The sequence below is a fragment of the Streptomyces sp. NPDC004647 genome (genome assembly GCF_040609575.1).
Taxonomy (GTDB): Bacteria; Actinomycetota; Actinomycetes; order Streptomycetales; family Streptomycetaceae; genus Streptomyces.
In genome coordinates this window covers 16,692-35,757 of sequence record NZ_JBEXKU010000044.1, presented here as the reverse complement: position 1 = coordinate 35,757, position 19,066 = coordinate 16,692, and the positions used below count along the sequence as shown (strand labels likewise).

Annotated in this window: 17 protein-coding genes; 6 read left to right on the top strand and 11 right to left on the bottom strand. The window is 67.5% G+C overall.

Annotated features, from left to right (window positions below):
- The first annotated feature begins 88 nt into the window (after nucleotides 1–88).
- Nucleotides 89–454, top strand: coding sequence for a hypothetical protein (locus ABZW18_RS20360; protein ID WP_356189254.1), 366 nt, complete (start codon nucleotides 89–91; stop codon nucleotides 452–454).
- 144 nt (nucleotides 455–598) lie between these two features.
- Here ABZW18_RS20360 and ABZW18_RS20355 read toward each other — a convergent pair whose 3' ends face one another.
- From ABZW18_RS20355 to ABZW18_RS20345, 3 genes are all read right to left on the bottom strand, one after another.
- Nucleotides 599–997, bottom strand: a complete 399-nt coding sequence (locus ABZW18_RS20355; RefSeq protein ID WP_356189252.1) for a hypothetical protein — start codon at nucleotides 995–997, stop codon at nucleotides 599–601.
- A 129-nt stretch (nucleotides 998–1,126) separates the two neighbouring features.
- Nucleotides 1,127–1,879 carry a hypothetical protein gene (locus ABZW18_RS20350; RefSeq protein ID WP_356189251.1) on the bottom strand — a complete coding sequence of 251 codons (753 nt, stop codon included), beginning with the start codon at nucleotides 1,877–1,879 and terminating at the stop codon, nucleotides 1,127–1,129.
- Nucleotides 1,880–1,906: 27 nt separating this feature from the next.
- Nucleotides 1,907–2,221 (bottom strand): type VII secretion target, encoded by a 315-nt coding sequence (locus tag ABZW18_RS20345; protein WP_356189249.1) that lies wholly within the window; start codon nucleotides 2,219–2,221, stop codon nucleotides 1,907–1,909.
- Between ABZW18_RS20345 and ABZW18_RS20340 the strand changes: the two genes are divergently transcribed.
- Nucleotides 2,201–2,695, top strand: coding sequence for a hypothetical protein (locus ABZW18_RS20340; RefSeq protein ID WP_356189247.1), 495 nt, complete (start codon nucleotides 2,201–2,203; stop codon nucleotides 2,693–2,695). The genes ABZW18_RS20345 and ABZW18_RS20340 overlap by 21 nt on opposite strands.
- 143 nt (nucleotides 2,696–2,838) lie before the next feature.
- Nucleotides 2,839–3,198: a hypothetical protein gene (locus ABZW18_RS20335; protein WP_356189245.1), complete on the top strand. Its 360-nt coding sequence runs from the start codon at nucleotides 2,839–2,841 to the stop codon at nucleotides 3,196–3,198.
- A 324-nt stretch (nucleotides 3,199–3,522) separates the two neighbouring features.
- Here ABZW18_RS20335 and ABZW18_RS20330 read toward each other — a convergent pair whose 3' ends face one another.
- Both ABZW18_RS20330 and ABZW18_RS20325 read right to left on the bottom strand, forming a co-directional pair.
- The gene (locus ABZW18_RS20330; protein ID WP_356189243.1) at nucleotides 3,523–3,837 is read right to left on the bottom strand and encodes a hypothetical protein; all 315 of its coding nucleotides are present in this window, start codon (nucleotides 3,835–3,837) and stop codon (nucleotides 3,523–3,525) included.
- Between the two features lie 588 nt (nucleotides 3,838–4,425).
- Nucleotides 4,426–4,815: a hypothetical protein gene (locus tag ABZW18_RS20325; protein ID WP_356189241.1), complete on the bottom strand. Its 390-nt coding sequence runs from the start codon at nucleotides 4,813–4,815 to the stop codon at nucleotides 4,426–4,428.
- A gap of 136 nt (nucleotides 4,816–4,951) precedes the next feature.
- On the opposite strand from ABZW18_RS20325, the gene ABZW18_RS20320 reads away from it, so the two are divergent.
- Nucleotides 4,952–5,518, top strand: a complete 567-nt coding sequence (locus ABZW18_RS20320; RefSeq protein WP_356189239.1) for a hypothetical protein — start codon at nucleotides 4,952–4,954, stop codon at nucleotides 5,516–5,518.
- A 28-nt stretch (nucleotides 5,519–5,546) separates the two neighbouring features.
- Here the strand turns inward: ABZW18_RS20320 and ABZW18_RS20315 are convergent, their stop codons facing one another.
- The 6 genes from ABZW18_RS20315 to ABZW18_RS20290 all read right to left on the bottom strand — a co-directional run bounded on the left by ABZW18_RS20315 (nucleotide 5,547) and on the right by ABZW18_RS20290 (nucleotide 17,325).
- A complete protein-coding gene (locus ABZW18_RS20315) occupies nucleotides 5,547–5,891 on the bottom strand; it encodes a hypothetical protein (protein ID WP_356189237.1) in 345 nt (114 codons plus the stop codon).
- Between the two features lie 369 nt (nucleotides 5,892–6,260).
- A complete protein-coding gene (locus ABZW18_RS20310) occupies nucleotides 6,261–8,258 on the bottom strand; it encodes an SUKH-4 family immunity protein (protein WP_356189235.1) in 1,998 nt (665 codons plus the stop codon).
- A gap of 245 nt (nucleotides 8,259–8,503) precedes the next feature.
- Nucleotides 8,504–8,788, bottom strand: coding sequence for a DUF6406 domain-containing protein (locus ABZW18_RS20305; protein ID WP_356189233.1), 285 nt, complete (start codon nucleotides 8,786–8,788; stop codon nucleotides 8,504–8,506).
- A gap of 2 nt (nucleotides 8,789–8,790) precedes the next feature.
- Nucleotides 8,791–16,191, bottom strand: a complete 7,401-nt coding sequence (locus ABZW18_RS20300; protein ID WP_356189301.1) for a toxin glutamine deamidase domain-containing protein — start codon at nucleotides 16,189–16,191, stop codon at nucleotides 8,791–8,793.
- A 120-nt stretch (nucleotides 16,192–16,311) separates the two neighbouring features.
- Nucleotides 16,312–16,791: a hypothetical protein gene (locus ABZW18_RS20295; protein ID WP_356189231.1), complete on the bottom strand. Its 480-nt coding sequence runs from the start codon at nucleotides 16,789–16,791 to the stop codon at nucleotides 16,312–16,314.
- Nucleotides 16,792–16,926: 135 nt separating this feature from the next.
- Nucleotides 16,927–17,325, bottom strand: a complete 399-nt coding sequence (locus tag ABZW18_RS20290) for a hypothetical protein (protein ID WP_356189229.1) — start codon at nucleotides 17,323–17,325, stop codon at nucleotides 16,927–16,929.
- A gap of 367 nt (nucleotides 17,326–17,692) precedes the next feature.
- Here ABZW18_RS20290 and ABZW18_RS20285 point away from each other — a divergent pair, with 367 nt between their 5' ends.
- Together ABZW18_RS20285 and ABZW18_RS20280 are read left to right on the top strand one after the other, a co-directional pair.
- Nucleotides 17,693–18,004 carry a hypothetical protein gene (locus ABZW18_RS20285; protein WP_356189227.1) on the top strand — a complete coding sequence of 104 codons (312 nt, stop codon included), beginning with the start codon at nucleotides 17,693–17,695 and terminating at the stop codon, nucleotides 18,002–18,004.
- Entirely contained in the window at nucleotides 18,001–18,906 is a 906-nt protein-coding gene (locus tag ABZW18_RS20280) for a WXG100 family type VII secretion target (protein ID WP_356189225.1), read from the top strand. Before ABZW18_RS20285 ends, ABZW18_RS20280 begins: the two co-directional genes overlap by 4 nt.
- Nucleotides 18,907–19,066: the final 160 nt, after the last annotated feature.

Here is a 19,066-nt window from a genome sequence, read left to right as displayed (position 1 = left end):
GGGCCGGAGGCGAACTTGCCCTGCGGGCGGCGGAAGGGCTGTCCGAATCGCGGGTGTCTTTCATCGGCCGCCGTCTAGGCTTCTTCTCATGACCTCAACCGATCATGAAGAACTCGACCGTGAGCAGCTCGACGAGCGATGGCAGACCACGGCACCGGAGGAGCGGAGCGACCTGAGCGAGGAGCAGGGGAAGCAGCCCATGACTCCTCGCCAGGCGCGCCGTATTCGCATATGGGTGGCCGGGTTCCTCATGGCCGTGACGGCGGTCGTCCTCGTGGTGCGGCTCAGCGAGCAGCCGTCCGTTCTGACCATCGGTGTCTACGGCGCTGCCCTCATGCTCTGCGGCGTGGTCATCGAGCTGAGCCGACGTGGCCGCACCCGGCTCGGTATGTGGCTGCTGGCGGCCGGTCTCGCTGCCGTCGCCCTCGCCGATCAGCTGCTGCGGGCCCACTAGGCGCGCGGCCGTGCCGTCCCGACCTCGTAGGGCCGCATGGGCGTCGGTACGTCGGTACGTCGGCACCGGCATGTCGGTACGTCGGCATGTCGGCATGTCGGCAAGGAACTCAGGCAGGACCGGAAGAAGCTCCAGCGACTCCCGTTACGGCCTCCAGTCGCCACCGCTGTGCCGCGGCGGACGACCCGAGGAACCGCCCCGCTCCTCGCGGCGCTCCTCCTCGATCTCCTCACGCTGCGCCTCCAGGAAGCGCCGCGCCTCCTCCTGCTGCCGCTCGAGTTCCTCCGGCGGCAGCTCCTCGTACGCCTGGCGGGCTTGGGCCACGCGCTCACCGAGCGCTTCCGCGTAGGAGTTGACGCGCATCGCCTCGCGCAGCCCGACCCGTCCTGACAGGACCTCGCGCGCCATTTCCTGCAGAGCCCCACCTGCCTGCTCGCTGCCGGCCAGCTTCTGCAGGGTCTTGCGCAGTGCGCGGGCACGGACCTCGTCGCCGCCGGTGATGTTCGTGAGGTCGGCGTCGCCGATCTGTCGCTCGTCGCTCATGGGGCGTTCTTTCCGTGTGTCGTCGCAGGTGTCCGCGGCCGTCGCAGTCGCCGTACATTGCGGACGTCGCAGTCGTACGCCGTCGTCGCAGACCGGGCCGGGGGAGTGGACCGCGTCAGCAGCGCGGCATCAGATGATGGCTTGGTTCGGGTGGTCGTACGAGCCGCCGGGGATCGGGAAGTTGCTGAACGAGCTGTAGATCGTGGCCCCCAGCGCTTCGATGACGCCCACACCGCCGTTGACGATCGCCTGTGCGTTGCCGAAGGCGGATGTGGCCTGTCCCCACAGCTTGAGGATGTTGGCGATTTCCAGGGCGGCCAGTCCGTAGCCGACGGCCGCTCCGACACCTGTCCACGACAGCAGGGTTCCGGCGGCCAGTTCCAGGGCCACGATCAGCAGCCCGTCGATGATGCCTCCGAGGAAGCCCTTGATGGCCTCGGCCGTCGAGTACGCGGCATGGGCGAGGTGTTCGTACACGTCTGCTAGGGAGTCGAACGTGTCCTTCTGCCCGCTGAGCTTCGTCGCCAACTCGTCGAAGTAGACGTAGGCGGAATCGGCGGCTCTGCCATGCCAGGTGGAGTCGAGCGAGGTGTTCCCTGCCTTGAGGTTCCCGGCGACTCCATCACAGGCCTTGCCTATGTTCTGCCAGAGCTCCGCGCACTTGGCGAAGGATTCCCAGTCGCCGGCGAACCACTGGATCACCTCGTCGAGAGGATTGAAACCGAAGATCAAGTTGTAGCCTTCGGTGATCCAGTACGTCGGGCTCATCAGGTCGCTGGCATCGTTGAACGTGTCCAGCAGGAGGCCCTGCGAGAATTCCTCCGGGGGGTTCGGAGGCTTGAGGAACGTCGTCGGCTCTGCGGTGTCTGCGAATCCGGACATCGTCGAATCTCTCGTTGTCGGCGGCTGCTACCGCTTGGTCGCGGGGTACGTCGCGTCGACCTTGGCCGCATTCGCCTCGTCGGTCTCGCGGTAGTACTTCGCCGAGGCGGCCATCTCGCGGCCCGAACTCCGTACGATCTCCTGGGTCTTCTTCAGTGCGTTCGTCACCTGCTGGACCGTCGCCGTGTGCGTGGTCAGGCACATGCTGATGAGTCCCTCATTGGAGACGGCGATGTTGCTGTGCTCCGCGCAGTAGCGCTTGGCCTGCTCAAGATCCTCCGCGGCCCGCCTGATCTGCTCCGCGAAGGCATCAAGATCCTTGTGCTCGACGTCGAAATCCATGAAACCCCCGAGAGTTGCACATCGTGCTTTCGCTGCTTCAGGCCCGGTGCCCGCTTTCGCACCACCGAGGCGGTGGGTACCTTACAGGGCGTGTCGAACAACAGGAATGACGACGTCCGATTTGATCTTCGAGGCTCGCGCGCCAACAGCTCGCGCGCCAACGGTCCGACTGGCAGGACCCCCGATACCGAACTCTGGGACCGCATCTGGCGCCAGGCTCTCGGGCTGGCCGTACTCCTTGCGGTCATGATCGGTGGAGCCTGCCTCGTCATGCTGGTGATCGGCACCTTCGCCGATCCGTCGCGCTACAGCGTCGCGGCCCTTGTGGTGGCGGGTATCGGTGTGCCGCTCACGGTTGCGACCGGCATTCTCGCCGTGCGGGCCCGGCGCAACCGCAGCTGGCCGTGGCTGCTCGGCGCGCTCGCCGTGGAACTGGCCTGGGCCGCCGTACTGGCGCTGACGGTACGGGCCTGACCGCCTGGCGCGCGCTTCATGCCCGTACATGTACCGGTACCCGTACGCGTATCGGTACCCGTGCCTGTACGCGTACTCGTACCCGTACCCGCCGACTGACCTGACCCCAAGGATCCCCGGTCGGGTCGTTACGCTGTCGCCCCATGACCGCACCTGGCAACGACGACTTCGAGCGCAAGCAGAATTTCGCCCTCCAGTGGGAGACATCGACTCCTCGTGAGCGGCGTGCCATGTTGCGTGAACAGAGAAACAGCACCGATCCGCAGACCACCCGCCGTGCCTACGTGCTGGTGGGCCTGGTCTTCCTGGCCGGCGCGATCTCCGGGCTCGTGAAGGCGATCGCCAGGGACGCACCTGCCTCGACCATCGCCCTGTTCGCCGGGGCGATCGTGGTGTGCGCCGCCATGGCCGAACTGAGCCGCCGCGGCCGGACACGGCTCGGCTTCATGGTGCTGGTCGTCGCCATGATCGGCCTCGGCCTCGCGGAGGCCCTCCGGCTCTGAGAGCCGGAAGAGCTCCGCGGCACGGACGGCCGCGCGCCCGGTCCGTGAGCATGCCCGGTCGGGCTCGGTGAGGAGACGGGGGAGGAGACAGGGGAGGAACGCCCCGCCTCGAAGGTGTGTCCGGCGATGTGGTCGCGTCGTACGGCACAGCGTGGCAGGCACACGGGGTCGGTCCAGGCCCGGCCGTTCCATCCGCCACACGCGGCGAGCGCACACAGCGAGGTGTCAGCCCATCGACGTGGGGTGCGGTTCGGAGGCCTGTGCCTGGTCTGGCAGCTCATGATCTCCCCGTCATCCGTCCTGAGCCGCCCGCTTCATCTACCTCTATGCGCGAGGGCCGTAGTGCTTGCGGTAGAGGGGTATCGCCACCTCCGGGGGAAGGTTGGGGACGTAACCGAGTTCGCCTGTCGCCTTGGAGATCACGAGATGGCTGCCACCTTGCTCCGGCGGCACAGTGGGATCCGGACGCGGCGGGAAAGTCGCGTACACGAGATATCCGAGGTCGAACTCCTGCACATTCAGGGGTGCGAGGCTGCCATCCGGACACCTGGGCTGGAAGCAGGTGCGTGCGATCGCCAGTGCTTCCTCCGTGCTCGTGGGCACTGGGCGTTCGGACTCGGGCTGACCAGGCTGTGTCATTGGGTCCTCCTGAAACTGGCCTCGAGGCGGCCGTACGTCACCGCCATTTCGCCGATGATTCGCCGTGTCAGACGGTGAGGTCTTCGCGTGCAATGAGCAGAGGTGGTATCCGGGCTGAGTCGGCGGCCGGCGCATGCCGGACAGCAGGCCGCAGCCCCCGGACGGGCGGCAAGGTGCGCACCGTACTGCCGTCGCTGGTAAGGAAGTTGCCGGTGCCGCGGCACATGACACCCCGTGGATCATTCATCCTGGCATCATGCCCCATGGCACTGACACAGGCGAAGCCGCTCCGTGCTCGGCGACCGAGAGCCCCGTGACCGACCACCGCAGGTCGGTCAGCCCGCGGTCGTAAGCCGCCCACCTGGTGGTCGTATCGCTCCACGTCCCACCGCCTTGTGGTCGTATCCGCCGCCGACCTCGGGGAAGTCCTTGACGGCGTTGAATGTCGCGCCCATGAGCGCCGAGCCGAGGTGAGGGCCGCGGTGAGAGCCATGACGGTCTTGGTGAACTGTGCCGTCAGCTCTGCCCACTTCATCACCGCGAGCAGCGCTGGGCGGGCTGCGCTCCGTCAGCGTAGCCCGAGGGGTCTCAGTGCCCCACCTGGTCGCCGAGTCCCATCACAGCGCCGCCGATGACGATGACCGCGAACGCCCATCGGGGCGAAGCGCGCCGCGCGAGTAGGGCACCGAGGGCCGCGACAACCGCGCCCGCGCCATAGAACCCGAGCCAGGCGCCCGCACCGTCGCCGCGCATGAGGCGGACGACGATCAGGACGAGGCCGAGCACGGCGAACAGCGTGCCGATCACGGTGTAGATGAGGCGTTTCTGCCGGAGCTGGCGCTCGGCATCCGCGGTGACGCCCGGTGCCCCTTGACTCTGGAAACCGGCGCGCAGCCGCTCGGCGCGGTCGGCTTCGTCCCCGCCGTATTCCGAGCGCGATCCCGTTCCGGATCCCGTTCCTGATGCTGTTCCCGTCATGGCCCAGATCCTACGGGGCACGGGGGAGAGCCCCGCCGGGGCTTGCGTACACTCCCGCACCATGTCCACGCCTACACCACATGCCTCAACCCCCGCCCCCAACGCCGTCGTTGTGCGCACGGGACGCCGGAGCGCGATGACGGGTCTCCCCATCTGCCTGTTCCTGATCCTGGTGGGCCTGGCCGGTCTGGTGGGACTGGTCATGCTCGCCACCGGAACAACACGGGGAGAACTCTCCGTGGGCGGTGTGATCGGGTGCTTGTTCATGCTTGTACTCGGCGCACTCGGGGTGATCTTCGGTATCCCGATCTGGCACGGCAGGCGCGTGACGGTGGCCTTCGACGGAACAGGAGTGTGGCTGCACAACGGCAGGGCGCAGCAGGTGGTGCCCTGGGCCGCGCTGGCCGGAGTCGGCCTCCATTGGAGCCAGATGGGACGGACGAAGCAGTACTCCGTCGAACTGTGCCCGAGCGGCCCCATCGATGACCGCGACCCGGTGCTGTGGGCCCTGGTCCGCGACGAGGAGCCGATCGGCCCGGGCCTGCCCCGGCTGCGCTACCGGCTGCCGGTGGCGCCCGGCAGCCGTGACGTGCTCACGGCGGCAGTTCAGCAGTGGTCGCCACCGCACCTGTGGTTGGGGGAGGCGCAGCGGGAGCAAGGGCACCTCGGACGCCCGGACCCGAGCCGGCGCCCGAGGCGCTGAGCGCAGCTGCCTGAGTGAGGTCTCGTACTCACTGTGCGTTGGGCCGGTGCTGCTTTCGGTAGACGGCGATGGCAGCCTCGACCGGGTAGTTGGGGACGGTGAAAGTGTCGCCGGTGTCCTTGGCCACGACGATATGGCTTCCGCCGGGCTGCGCGGGCCGGGGTCGGCCAGCGGCGTCGGGGGCGGGCGGTGGGAAGGTGGCGTACACCAGGTAGCCGATGTCGAATTCGTGGACGTGCATGGGGGCGGGGGTGCCATCGTGGGTAAGGGGTTGCCCATATTTACTCCGCACCATCCCGAGGGCTTCCTCGGCGCTGGTCGGCACGGCGGTCGGTACGGCCTGAGGATGGGTGGGTGAGCTTTCTGAAGTCATGCAGAGCTCGAGTCTCTCGTCGTGTGTCGTCGCGGTAGCCCGTATTCAACGAGCGGGCCGCAGCGGTCGTTGTGATGGTCCATGCCACCGAGGACGGAGTCCGGGTCTTCTCTCTGTCGTGGGAGGAGCCGCCCCACGAAGAAGCTACGACGCGAATCCCCGGCCGTTCGGATCCCGGATCCAGGGAGGCGGGGCGTGGCCGTAGTTTTCCGGGCGGTTCCCAGCGCTTCTTCAGCGTTGGCCGGCACCTGTCGTCCGCCTTTTGGCGGGCTTGCCTCGGCCATGAGCCTCTCCGTTACCGACGGCAGCAATCGGTGCATTCCGCAGCTCGAGTACCACAGTTGCGCTGTCCGCTCGTCCCGTACGGAACTAGCTGGGTGGTGGAAACTGTCGCAACACTTCCTCGCCGAGCCTGAAGCGGCTCCCCTCAGCAAGGGTCTTGTAGTGCGGTACGCCTTCGATCGAGGGATCGATTGTGCTCCACCAGGCGAGCAGGCTGCGGCGGACATCGTCGGTCTCCGCAGGGCAGCTGAAGGTCGTCACTCGGTACTCGTGATAGAGCCGGACACAAGTGAGGAAGCGTCCCAGGTGGGAGGCTGCGATCTGAGACGGCCGACGCTGTGCCGGTCCCACGATCACGTGACCGCTGTGCCCGGCCACCAGGAGCTCCGCACCCATCCAGGAACCGACCAGGAAGCACGGACCATCCACTGTGTCGGAGATTTCGGGCGGGCAATCGCGCCTCTCGAAACCTTGCCGATCGGCGACGACCAATTCCAGTCCGAAGAACCCACCCAGGCAGGGGAGCCCGGTCTCGCTCAGCAAGCGGCGCGTCAGGTCGTGGGCGAGGCCCTGGGGGAGTGCCTGGTCCGGGACAGGCCGACAGATACCCGGCCCGAACGACTCCTCCAGCCAGCCACGGTCAGGCTGTCCTGATAGGGGAACAGAGGTCGGCAATGCCCAAGTGGCAGCACGTGTATGGGGCCCGGCCAACGGTGACTCACCCCACGCGGCTGTCGGATCCGGCGGCAGCCTGTCGTCCAGGACTTCGATGACGAACACGCCGCCGCGCCCGCCCAACGCGAGGAGACCCTCGGCCGGAGCGGTTCCCGCCCAAACACTATTGGGCATCCGCGGAGCCGCCGCCTGGGAAACATCCGTTGAAAGCACCTCGTAGGAGTGCCCAGGGACCTGTTGGTTCTCAAGTGCTCCGGACGGGATTTCCACCCGTTGGGGGCCGTACAGGGCACTCCCGTCATCGAGGGTGAAGAGGAACTCTTCATAGATGCCTTCGCAGTCCAACTCGTCGTCGACCAGTTCGTCGTACACGTCACGGCGCGTCACCAGTGCTGGGCGAGCGTCGGAGGTGACAGCGGTGATCTCATCAACCGGCCCTGGCTGACCGAGCACGGTGCCGAACTGGCCCGGCGGCCTCCATCGGGACCACAGGGTGCGCCAGGGCATGTTCACGCCATTGGCGACGATCTCTTCGGCCAGCCTGGTCCTGCCGAGCGTGACAGCTGCGTGGTGAAGCCATGCTGCCCACTCACCCTGGTCGTCGGTGATGACGCCTTCAGACTCCATGTAATGGAGGGCGGATACGAAGGTCCCTTGTGGGACGCCATCGGGGTAGGCCAGCGCGAGCCCTTGTCGCAACGCGTACGGGGAGACGCTGACGAGGAAGTCGGCGTTGTCCAGCAGCTGCGGCAGCACCCCGCCCAGCGCTGCATGGACCGGCAGTGCCTCACTTGCGTAGGCCCCCGCGTCTCCGGCGGAGGCCCATGAGGAACCCACGGACAGTCCGGACACCCTCCGCAACAGCTCTTCCGTGATCCGAGCATGGGCTCGGGAGAATGAGCGGCGGCCCGTCGCGGATTCCACGTTGAGGCTCCGGCGCAGGGCATCGTCGCGGAAGCTCACGTTGATGAGTGCGCCGTTGTCGTCGCGGGTGACACGAAGGTGTTCCTCGAACGTCGCGACGGCGTCTGCACTGCCCGTCCCGTCGTGAGAACTGTCCATAGCCGCTGCCAGAACATCCCATACGGCGAGGGGAACACGCCGTGTCTGGGCGGCCGCCAACGCCACGAGCATCTCCGCGTCTTCCGGGATCGCTGCCCGCGGTCTCCTTTCGGCTTCGTCAAGGGCGATCACGCGAGGGGAGAGACCAGCCGTTCGTGGGCGGTCGCACTCGATGATCGTGGGCACCTTGACAACAAGGCTCAAATGAACCGCCAACCCACGTCCGATGCGGTCGGGTTCGGAAGAGGTCAACAGGGGGCCGGCACGCTGGACGTTCTTGAGCAACAGGACCGCCTCGGCGGGCAACTCCTCCGGGGCACCGAGCCCTTGCAACGCCTCTGCCGCCACCTGCTCAGCAGTCAGCCCAGCGCAGTCGATGACCAGCGCGCCCGGGACTGCGTGCCCGATCTCGTCGATGAGACGGCTCTTCCCGCTATCGGCAGGGCCCACTACCCACAGCGTCCCGCCGAAGGAGCGATCCTCCTCCAGCCACAGTCGGGCCACCTCCCTCGGACCGGCAGGAACTTCGGGCATTGACCCTCACCATTTCCAAGACTCGACTACAGCCGGAAGACCTCTCGTTCGCCCTCCCATCATGACGACGCCGGAGAAGGAGCACTTTCGGGAGAGGGAGAGACCTTGTCGAGGACAACAGTCCAGTCGTCGCTGGGCAGGTCTTCGACACGAGAGAGCTGCCAGATCTCGTCGCGTACAGGGAAGGTGTCGCCAATGTTGAGCGTGTAGCGATGCTCTTCGTCCGAGACGACGCAAAGACGTACCTTCACTTCTTGGCCCGGTCGCGCACTCACGTAAATGACAGAGAATCTGCCGGAGTCGGAGCTCGCTTGAATGCCGTGCCAGAGGTGTACCGTGTTCACGCTCACCGCTCCTCCAAAGTTGCATACGTGGGCATACAGTATTCCTTGAATTCTTTGAGGGTCAGCGGTTCGGGATGATTCGTGTTATGAGGGTTTCGGAGTTGGATCCGTCCACGGCTGTCGATGGAGACGATTTCGTATGCATGCGAGCTCAATAGATCTTTCTCCATCTCGGACTCAACCACTCCGCGGCTCCGGGTGCCGATCACCACCGGGCTTCCTTCGCTGAGCCTCTCCCGGAGATGATCGAGCAGCTGACGGTCGGCGGTGCGCCCTTGGTGATCATATCCCGTAGGAAAGTCGAAGGAAGTCGAGGTGCGTCCCGTGATTTCACTGAGCAGCCTCGCTCGATCCGATGATTTGGATCCTTGCCCCAACCGAACATAGCCCTCAGGTATATTGTCTCCTTCCTTTCTTCTTCCGTGGGTGAGATTCCATGACGCGCGCTGTTCCGGAGTCCACAATTGATCGAGTCCGGCAATCGCCTTTTCCATGATCGCTGCCCAGGCGACGCCGGTGGTGGCGGTGTTGGCGAAAGCCGCTGAATTGGGAAGCAGGTCGTATACGGGCAATTCGGGTGTGACCGTCAGAGTAACGATCCGGCCGGTTGGCACGTAGTATCCATGGTTGCCTTCGGACGTCGTCTCATGGAAGCGGACTTCATAGTTCCCGTCCTCGGTTTCTCGTATGCAGTCCTGGATCGCTTCCGGACATCTACTGGCGATCGCACCCAGGGCGGCGATGATGCCGCAGTCGCCGAGGGCTCCCTGTTGGGTCTGTTCGCGTGTGGGAGGGCCGTCGAAGAGCGGCATGCGAGTGCCGTCCGGGAGCTGGAGCGGCGTGCCGTATCGGTCGGGCAGACGGTCAGGATGCTTGGCCGGGTCCATGAAGTCCGGACGGTCGACGTTGTCGGTCACTTCCATGGGCTGGTCGGGCGCGGAATGGGTGACAGCCTGCCAGAGCCTCTTGAAACGATTGGATTCTTCCGAGTTGTTGCCTGTTGCGGGCGACTGCGCGATTCCATCGTCGCTGTTTGAAGGGGAATTGCGGGCGTCGTTGGGGGTGCGTTGGTCGGCGAGGCGCTGTGCGGGACCGTCGGCCGGGGTGGTGGGTTCCGGTGGACGGCCGCTGTCGCGCTGAGCCCCAGTAGGAGCTTCCGCCGCGGGGCGGCTGGTGGCGGCGGGGGCAGCGGCTACTTCCCCTCGGGGGTTGGTGGGTTGTCCGGATCGGTTGGTGGAGTTGCCGCTGCTGGGCCGGCCTTCGGTGGCGGGAATGTTGGGGAGGGTTGAACTGCCCCGGGTCTGCTGATCGCTTGGGTCGGGACGTGGAACGGCACCCAGGTTCTGGCCGTGGGAGCGGGTGTCCGAGGACAGGAGCGTCGGCTCAACCGACTCTGTTCGGTCCGTGGCATGGGGCGCGTGGAAGTCCGTATCCCGTGCGATGTCGGCGTCCGGAGTGGTGCCCGCAGTTGGTGTTGCGGCTCTGTCCCGGGTCGTGTCGGCGTCCAGCGGTGTGGTCGCGTCCGGTGCGTCGGAGCGTGCCGGATGCCCCTCGGGCGCCAGGACGGTTGGTGACGGAGCGTTGCGGTTGTGCGGCCTGGAGACGGCTCCTGCCTGCTCGGGCGGTCTCGTACCGGCCGGATCCGGCGGAGGTGTGCGTGCGGGGGTGGGCGCGCCCGCCGGTGTGGGCGGAGGCGTACGGGCCGGGTCGGGTGGGGACGAATTCGGGTTGTCCGCATCCCCTGAAGCAGGCCCTGGTTGCGGAGAAGGCGGACTAAGCTGACCGGACGTCACCAAACGGTCCCAGACGTCGAGAATCTTGTTCACGTTCCGCTGGAAATCGGCATTCATTCGCCTTTCCGCTTCAGCCCTCGCCTGTTCGACTCCCTCCTCACCGAGCTCAGCGCGTATTTGGTCCTCGTCAACCAGGGCGCCGTGGCGATACCCGACGGCGTAGGAGACCTCTACGCTATTTCCCTGGCCGTCGGCGGGCGTCTCACCCTGGCCTCGGGGAACGCCGAGCGGTCGTTCAAGGTCAGATGAAATGTAGCGGGAGCAGTTCGAGCCGACGCCGCCACTGGCATCACCGCATGGCTCACGCTCCGTGTACAGCCCGATTGGCCTGTAATTCTTCCCGCTGCCTTCGCTGGTCGCCCGGTTGTTTTCGCCAAGAAACGGCTCGGAGTGTTCGCCCCGCCATTTGAAGGAATTCCGTCCAGGGACCGACGAATCTGCGATGTAACTGATTTCACCTGTGTCTGGGTCGACCACTTCCAGGACGGCAAAGTTACGTTGCGAAAGGTCCGGTCGGAATTCTCCGCGCCCGAATTCCCTGCGGTTCTGCAGGAAATTCCTGTTGGCGTCGGCCACGGCCCTTCGCACTTGGTCCGGATCGTCACCGTGACCACCCTCTTCGGCGGCCTGTTGGGCCCGGTGTCCGACGAGACCGGTTCTGGCATCGCGGCTCGGCGTCCCGACACTGCCGCCTCCTGCCGCATGTCCCGCGCTGAAGTGAGTCGCACGGGACACTTCCCGCTGCCCTGCCGCAGGAGCGCCCCCGTTATAGGAATCAGATCTCTCAGGACTCACGCCGGCAGAGATTTCACGATGGAAGCTGAGACTGATCCGGGCGACCGCTGCGACGACTGCTGCACGTTCTCCGCGCGGAAGGTCTCCGAAGCCTGGCAGCCTGTCGACAAGAGTGCTGTGAGTGAGGCGAACCTTCTCTCCCAGCGGTCGTTCCTTGGTCTCCTTGCTGCTGCTCTGTTGCGCGACGTCTCTTAGGAAATCCCCCAAGCTGCCGTCATCCACTCGACCATCGAGGAAGTTATGAACGGTGTCGAGGTCGATTTGGTAGACATGGTTCGATTCGCGCAAAGCGCTTTGCGAATCGTCCATGTGGACACCGTGGAATGTTTCGGGCTCGCCTCGCCGGGGTGTGTTGCTTGATCCGGCCGGACGTTCGCTGGATCGACGGTCTCCTTGTCCCGGTTCATTCGAGACCTGGCGCGATGCGTCGACAGCGTTGTTTCGAGAACCCTCCCGACCGGAATTGGTCGGCAATGGGCGGCGGTTTGCGTCGACGGGGATGGCGAAGACGCCGTTGTTGCCGTTGTGGATCGGCGTGTTGCTGCGCTGGCCCGTCTGGGGGTCGACGTAGGTGACCTGACCGTTGTGGTTGACGGCGTTCCAGGCGTGGGAGCGGCCGTTGGCGTCCTGGGTGATGATCACGGCCTGGGAGCCGTGGCCGCTGTTGAGGAGTGTGGTCTCCAGGCGGTTGAAGGCTTCGGGGCCATCGCCCTGGTCGGTGAACCGGGCGCCGAGAGCGATCTCTATTCGGTCGCGGCCGCCGGTTTCGCCTCGGTCGGAGGGCGTGCCGTCCGGGTTGAGGTCGGGCGTGCGGGGAGCCGCCGCGGTGGGGTGGCCCGAGTACGTGTCGGCGAAGGAGAGGGCGCCGTCAGCGCAGTTGTTGTTGCGGCCGGGCTCGTTGGGGTCCTGGCCGTTGACATCGCGGACCCAGTTGCCCTCATGGGGGTCCGGGTGGCGCTGCGGGGTGCCGTCGGGGTTGCGCGGGACGCTGTTTTCCAGAGCTTGCTGATCGCGGGGGTCGGGGCGCCGGACACCGCCGGGGTCCTGGTCGTACGGGCGGGTGTCCGAGGAGGGGTACGTCGGCTCGCCCGGCTCCGTCGCGTGTTGTCCATCCCGGTCAGAGGCCATGTCGGTGTCGGCGTCGGGAGTGGTGTCAGTCTCCCTGTCCGGGGATTGCTCGTTGTCGCGAGTTGTCTCCGAGTCCGGGGTCGTGTCCGTCTCCGAAGGCGTGTCCGTCTCTGAAGGCGTGTCCGTCTCGGGAGTCGTGTCGGTGTCCGGGGTGGTGCTCGTTTCCGGACGGGGGGACTCGGCCGGGGGCTCGGTGTTGGTCGGGTCGTTGTGCCTTGGGCCCGACTCGGGTGTTGAGGACAACTCGGGCGGTGCGGTGTTCGGGGTCGGTGTCGGTTGGTGCTCGGTGGTGTCGGGGGTGAGTGTCTGTGGTGCGGCGCGGTTGTCGGTGTGGGTGTCCGCTTGGCCTGTCGTGGTTGAAGGCTCGGGGGCCTGCGGAGTGTTCGTGGTCGTGCTGCTGTTGTCGGGGCTCGGGGAACCCGCGGTTGTAGCGTCGTCAGAGGTCGTCGGGGCCTCTGTCTGGGTGCCGTCGTTCTGCTGCGCGCCGTCGGCCGGCTGCTGCGGGGGGTACAGCGGTTCGCGGTCGGCGTCCAAGGGGATGTACCAAAGGCCCTCGGCCTGCGGATACGGAGGAGTTTGGCTTACTACCCCGGACTGGGCGTCCACCCAGACGATGTATCCGTGGTAGTTGACGGCGTTGAAGGCGTGGCCCCCGCCGCCGGGCCATGACACCGCGATGAGGGCGGCAGAGCCGTGTCCGGAGTGATAGAGGTCGTAAGCGACCCTGTTGTAGGCGTTGGGGATGTCAGTACCGGCGTACGTGAACGGAGCACCGGCCCAACGCGCCTGATTCTCTGCCGAGTTGTTCTCCGCTGACGTCGTGTCCGGGGCACCGTCCGGATTGGTGTCGGGAGTGCGCGGTGCGGACACCTGTGGATCGCCGTACCAGCTTTCGAGGAACGACCTGGCGCAGTCGGCGCAGTTGTTGGACCGGCCGGGCATCTGCAGGCCGCCGTCGTTTTGGAGCTGGCCCCAGGGCTCGAAGGGGTTGGCGAATCGCTGCGGGGTGCCGTCGGGATTGCGCGGAAAGGCGTTCTCGAGCTGTTGCTGGTCGTACGGGTGGGGCGGCAGCAGCCCACCCGGGTGGGTGTTCAGGTCATTGCGGATGGCATCGAGACTGTCGGCGTTCGGCTTGTTGTTCTCCGCGGTGTCCGGTTCAGGCTGCGAAGGATCGTGTTGCTCGGGTGTTGGATCGCCCTGGGTGGGCGGGGTCGGCTGCTGCTCAGGGCTGGGCTGCCGGGCGTCCGGCTGCGGCTGGTTGCCGGGGTGCGGTTGAGCTCGGTCGCTCCGGGGCTGTGCGGTTGGGCTCTGGCTCTGGTGGCCGGGCTGATCGGTGTGCCGGCCGTCCTGCTGCTGCCGGCTGTCCGGGCGCTGCGGAGCGACATCCGGGGTCGCCGCACGGGGGTCGTCCCGGCGCGATCCTTCGTCCCGGCTGGGGCCGTCGAGGCCTGGGTCGTGTGGCGGTGTGGTGTCCTCCCGGCGCGGGCCGTCCAGGCGGGGGTTGTACGGGCGGGACGTCTCTTCCCGGCGCGAGCTGTCGACGATGCGCGGAGTTCCGTCGCGGGGCGTGGCCTGGCGGGAGTCGCCCCGTGGGGGACTGGTGCGCGGGTCCTGTCGCGGTGGCGTCTGGCGCGGAACGTTCTGGTCAGGGGTGGTGGGCCGCGGTGACGTCGACGTACTTCCCGGCGTCTGCTGTGCCGGTTGCGGTGTGGCAGTCGCACCCGGCATGGGGCCCGGGGTGTTCTGCGGTGTGTTCGTCTGCGGGGTGCTCGGGGTGGGATCGGTCTGCGGCGGGACGGTGGGGCTCGGAGCCGTGGCCGTGGCCGAGCCCTGCAGGGCCATGCCCTCGTCGTCCGGGTCGGGAGACTGCGTCGGGCCCGGCTGCTGATACGGGTTGGAGGGCGCACGGTCGGATCCACCGCTGTTCGGCATCGACGCGTGCGGGGCGCTCGGGCGCGAGGAGCTCTGGCCACCGTTGTCGTTTTGGGCCTGCCCGTTGTCATTCGACGTGGCAGGGGTGGGGGAGGTCTGGGTATTCGCCTGGTTGCCGCTGTCGGGCGTCGGCCCTTGACTGGACGTCGGGGTTCTCGGCTCACCGCTGGGCGTCGGGCTCGACTGCGGAGATGTATCAGGCGACGGCGACGTAGTGGGCCCGGGGTCGCTCGTGGCAGGACGGGAGTTCTCCGGGGTCTCAGCGCTGTCCGGCCGCGTGGCGTCGGGGGTGGCCGATGCGCTACGAGGGTCCGGCGTGGAGGACCTGTCGGCGGACGTCGACGAGGGCTCGGAGGGGTCGGAGCGGGCGTTGTCCCCAGCATTCGGCGCGTTCTCGTCCCGCGGCGTGCCCCCGGTGTCGGCCGTCGTCGTGGTGTTGGCCTGGACGTTCTCGCCCCGAGGTGCGCCGTTGTCCGCCGACGTCGTCGGCTCACCGCCGGCGGGGCGGTTCCCGTCCGGCGCGCTTTCCGGCGTCCCGCTGTCCGAAGCCGATGACGTATCGGGGCCGGCGGCGCCGTTCTGCCCGCTGTTCAGGCTGTCCGCGTATGCCTGATAGCCATCCCTGAACGGGTCCACCGCGCCGCGGGACGCGGTCGATGGCGTCCCGCTGTCCGATGAGCTGTTGGATGTGCTCTGCGCATCGGACGATGGCGAGTCGGAGGATGTTCCTGTGTCCGGGGCCGTGCGACCGGGGCCGGCCCCGTCCGATCCGGACGAGTTGCTGTCCGCGGACGACGAGCCGGATGACGTGCCGGAGCCGTTCGACGTCGCACCGGACGTTCCCGAGGAGGAGTTCGACGAGGAACCCGAGGCAGAACCGGAGGAAGAACCCGACGACGACCCCGACGACGACCCCGAGGAAGAACCCGAGTCCGATGAGGAGCCCGACGAGCCGTTCGCCGACGTACTGCTGTCGCCACCGTCCCCGCCACCATCGTCACCGTCGCCCCCGTTCCGACCGGCAGCGGACTCCAGTCCGCTACGGGCATGGCGGCCGGCTTTGCCCGCGGAGCCGTCGCGCAGGGACTCACCGAGGGTCTGGCCGGTCTGCTTGAAGGCGTCCACGCCGGCGTCTTTGCCGGCCTTTGCGGTGCGACCCGCGTCGTAGCCGCTCTGGGCACCGAAGTTCTGGTTGACGGTCTGCGAGATGACGTCGGAGATGATCGCCTGCAAGGCCGAGACGAACGGTTCCTTGGCCGCCTCCAGAGCCGCTTGCAGCAGCTGCTGAGCGACCTCCTTGATGATCTTGCGACAGATGATACGGGTGGCGGCGGTAGCGGCCAGGGCGCCGACTTCTGAGAGGCCGAGGGTAAAGGGGGCCGCGGCTTGGGCGGCGATGATTTCGAAGGCCAGCAGCGCGAGTTGCGCGATGACCGCCATCTTCATGCCTATGACGAGGTACGCCGCGGTCTCCAGAGTGGAGGCGATCATCTCTGCCGCGTTGCGGGCTTCGTCGAGATAGCCGGAGCCGGTGCCGGAGAATTTCTGCCAGGCGGTGCTGAAGCCCTCGATGGAGTCGCCGTAGTTCTCCGACAGGACGTTGCCCGCGGCCGCCGTGCCCCGTACCTGGAGTCCCTCGACGTCGCTCGCGAACTGCCGCCACACCTGGGCGGAGTCGATCAGCTTGTCCTCGTCGGCTGTCGGCCACTGGAAGCCGAGCATCTCCAGAACCCACTCGAGCGAGTCGGGCAGCATCAACACGGTCGTATTCCCCCGTAGCTATACACGTGCGATCTCCGGCCTCCACAGGGCCGGTCCGGCCTCCCGCAGGGGCCGGTCCGGCCTCCCGCAGGGCCAAGTCCGCCCCCACAGGTGTCAGTGGTGAGGCGACTTCAAGTTCGTGATGGCCTTGTTCAAGCCTTGGGAGTTATCGATGTGCTGCTGCATCAGCGAATGGTTGAAGTCCTCATTGGCCTCGTGGTTCTTGGCCATGTCCTTCAACGCGTTGCCCATCTCCTGCAGCTTGGCGGCGATATGACCCATCGACTCGTACATGCCGTCACGCAGGCCCTCGTAGACGACACCGAACTTCTCCCCCATGTCGTCATCACCCCACGGCGGGGCACCCGACTTGCTGTCCAGCGTCGTCAGACCGGTCACGAACTGCTGTGCCGTCGAGGGGGCGGCGGGCTGGCTGCCGGGCTGAGGCGGTTTGCTCGGCGGACCCCCGCCCAGGTGATGCAGACCGTCGATCAACGTCGTCACCGCTTTCTCGAAGTCCTTGCCGACCTTCGCCAGGCTCGCGCCCTCGGTCTTGAGGGTTTGGACATCGCTCTGCAGTCCATCCAGTCCCACAACATCCCCCGTTTCTCTGGTGGTTGCCCACGGATACGCACAGCCGAGTTCACGTTGATGCGCTCGATGCGCTCGCGCCGGCGAGCGCTGACAGGGCGAGCTCTCCGTCCGCCGCAGGCCGGGGCTCGGGCCGCTCTAGGGCCGGTGGCTCGGGCCGCCGCGCGGCCGTCGGCCCGGCAACTGCGTGGGGCCGTCGCGCTCCGCGCGCTCCCGCTCCTCCTCCTCGCGCTGCGCCTCGCGCCAGCGTTCGACCTGGCCCCGCTGCGCTTCGCGCTCCTCGGGGGTCTGCGCCTCGGCCGCTCGCCGGATCTCCGTCATCCGGGCACCCATCGCGTCCATGTACGACTCCGTCTGCAGGGCGTCGCGCATCCCGATCCGGCCGGAGAGAACGTTCTTCGCCATGTCCTTGAGCGGCCCGTCCACCGACGGGTTGTCGGCCAGCGTCCGGAGGGCCTTGTGCAGTCTGTGGGCCTGCTCCGAGTCATGGGCGACATCCATCAGTTCGGAGTCGTCGATCTCCTGCTCGCGGCTCATCAGCACCCCGTTCGAACTCCGCACTCACTATTGCCACAGCCGTTCCAGAGTCTAGCGATTCGATCGAACGCACCGTCAACCAGTCACCCGTCACAGCCGCGTGACAGACCGTCGCTTGCACGATGGACAACCCGCAGAGACCCACCGGCCCATCGTCGCCCCGTCCGCCGGCCCGCCCTTCGGCTCACCATCGGGCGCCCCTTCGGTGGCAACCGCGTACGGTCCCCCGAGCGTGTAGGCGGAGGAAGTCGTTCCCAGGTCGGTGCCAGCCCTCCGGGCCCGCCCGGACGGCTCAACGGCCTCGTGAACGCGTGTGCTAGACCTGGTTCGGCCGCGTTGCTGCGCCCTTCACCCCGGGGAGATAGAGATGTCCGACGAAGTCCATGTCGATGCCGATGAACTGCGGAAACTCGGTACGACTTTCGAGCTGCACGCTTACGACCTGGGGCGTCATTTGTCCGCTTTCAAACGCCGTACGGACGCGGAGGCGCTGCTCGACGTCCTCGAGTCGCCGGAGGGGCCGGACGCCGAACTCAGGGAACTCTCAGAGGTGGCGGGGCAGGTGATCGGCCGGCTCCAGGAACGTCTGGACGAGATCGGGAACGGATTGAAGGCCGGGGCCCTCAACACCGAGGTGGCCGAGCAGGAGATCAACGAGCTGATGCGGGGCGTGCAGTGAGCGAGCAGAAGGCGCAGGCGCTGCGCGACGCGTCCGCCGGCTGGCGGGAGATGGGACGGCACCTCGACGAGGTCGTCCGCGGCCTCGACCACGGGGTGGGCGGGGCTCGTGCCGGGCACTGGAAGGGACCGGCGGCGGAGGCCTTCAGCGAGGACTGGACCCGGCTGAAGAAGAGCGTCGACGACGCGCTGCCCGTCTTCGAGCTGGCCGCGGCCGGGCTGGACAGCGCCGCCGACCGCATGGAACTGCAGTCGCGCCCCGATGACTCGGGCCGCCACCAGGAGGAGTCCGCCGATACGGCTCGGACGCAGACGTCCCCCGACCGCGACTCCGGAGCGAACGCCTACAACCTCGTGTACGCGCTGACCGCCCTGTCCCACATCGGTGCCGCGCTGGGCTCCACCTTCGGCAAGGGGCGCAACGGCGCGGGCGCGCAGCGCGGCAGGACGTCCCTCGCCCGCAGCGCGCCGCAGAACCCGAGTGCGGCACCGCGTACGGCCGACCCGTTCGGCCCGCCCGAGACGAGCGCCCCCGCGAAGGAGAAGCCCCGCGGCGGGCTCGGCATCGCGCGTGGTGCGCGGAGCCCCGCCAAGGGGGCGGACGGGCAGCCGCCGCGCGAACCGGCCTCCCCGGGCGCGGGCAGCACCGCACCCGGGCGCGACGGGCGGACGGACCGTACGACAGCGCCGGAGCAGGGGCCCGCCTCCGGGCAACAGGCGGGGGCGGCGCAGCACCCCGCAACGGCACCGCGGCCCGCAACGGCGCAGCAGAGGACCGGGGCACAGCAGACCGCCGCGGCGCCGCAGACCACGCCGCCGGACGGGAAGCCTGCCCCGGGGGATGGCGGGGAGCCGGAGCAGCGGAGGACGCCGAACACCCAACGGCACGGCGCCTTCGGCTAGCGAGCCGGTCGCTCACGCAACCTGCCCTCAGCACCAGCACCACAGGACTTGCGGCCGTCACTACGGCACGCCGACGGCAGGCCGGCACCCGCCCGCCACCCGCCCGCGAGCCACAATCGCGGTGGCCGTAAGCCACAGTGGGTGCCGGACATGAAAGGAC

What these genes read in the sequence shown, in the direction of transcription:
- ABZW18_RS20360 (WP_356189254.1), top strand. Translation starts at nt 89, where the DNA reads ATGACCTCAACCGATCATGAAGAACTCGACCGTGAGCAGCTCGACGAG.
- ABZW18_RS20355 (WP_356189252.1), bottom strand. Translation starts at nt 997, where the DNA reads ATGAGCGACGAGCGACAGATCGGCGACGCCGACCTCACGAACATCACC.
- ABZW18_RS20350 (WP_356189251.1), bottom strand. Translation starts at nt 1,879, where the DNA reads ATGTCCGGATTCGCAGACACCGCAGAGCCGACGACGTTCCTCAAGCCT.
- ABZW18_RS20345 (WP_356189249.1), bottom strand. Translation starts at nt 2,221, where the DNA reads ATGGATTTCGACGTCGAGCACAAGGATCTTGATGCCTTCGCGGAGCAG.
- ABZW18_RS20335 (WP_356189245.1), top strand. Translation starts at nt 2,839, where the DNA reads ATGACCGCACCTGGCAACGACGACTTCGAGCGCAAGCAGAATTTCGCC.
- ABZW18_RS20330 (WP_356189243.1), bottom strand. Translation starts at nt 3,837, where the DNA reads ATGACACAGCCTGGTCAGCCCGAGTCCGAACGCCCAGTGCCCACGAGC.
- ABZW18_RS20325 (WP_356189241.1), bottom strand. Translation starts at nt 4,815, where the DNA reads ATGACGGGAACAGCATCAGGAACGGGATCCGGAACGGGATCGCGCTCG.
- ABZW18_RS20320 (WP_356189239.1), top strand. Translation starts at nt 4,952, where the DNA reads ATGACGGGTCTCCCCATCTGCCTGTTCCTGATCCTGGTGGGCCTGGCC.
- ABZW18_RS20315 (WP_356189237.1), bottom strand. Translation starts at nt 5,891, where the DNA reads ATGACTTCAGAAAGCTCACCCACCCATCCTCAGGCCGTACCGACCGCC.
- ABZW18_RS20300 (WP_356189301.1), bottom strand. Translation starts at nt 16,191, where the DNA reads ATGCTGCCCGACTCGCTCGAGTGGGTTCTGGAGATGCTCGGCTTCCAG.
- ABZW18_RS20290 (WP_356189229.1), bottom strand. Translation starts at nt 17,325, where the DNA reads ATGAGCCGCGAGCAGGAGATCGACGACTCCGAACTGATGGATGTCGCC.
- ABZW18_RS20285 (WP_356189227.1), top strand. Translation starts at nt 17,693, where the DNA reads ATGTCCGACGAAGTCCATGTCGATGCCGATGAACTGCGGAAACTCGGT.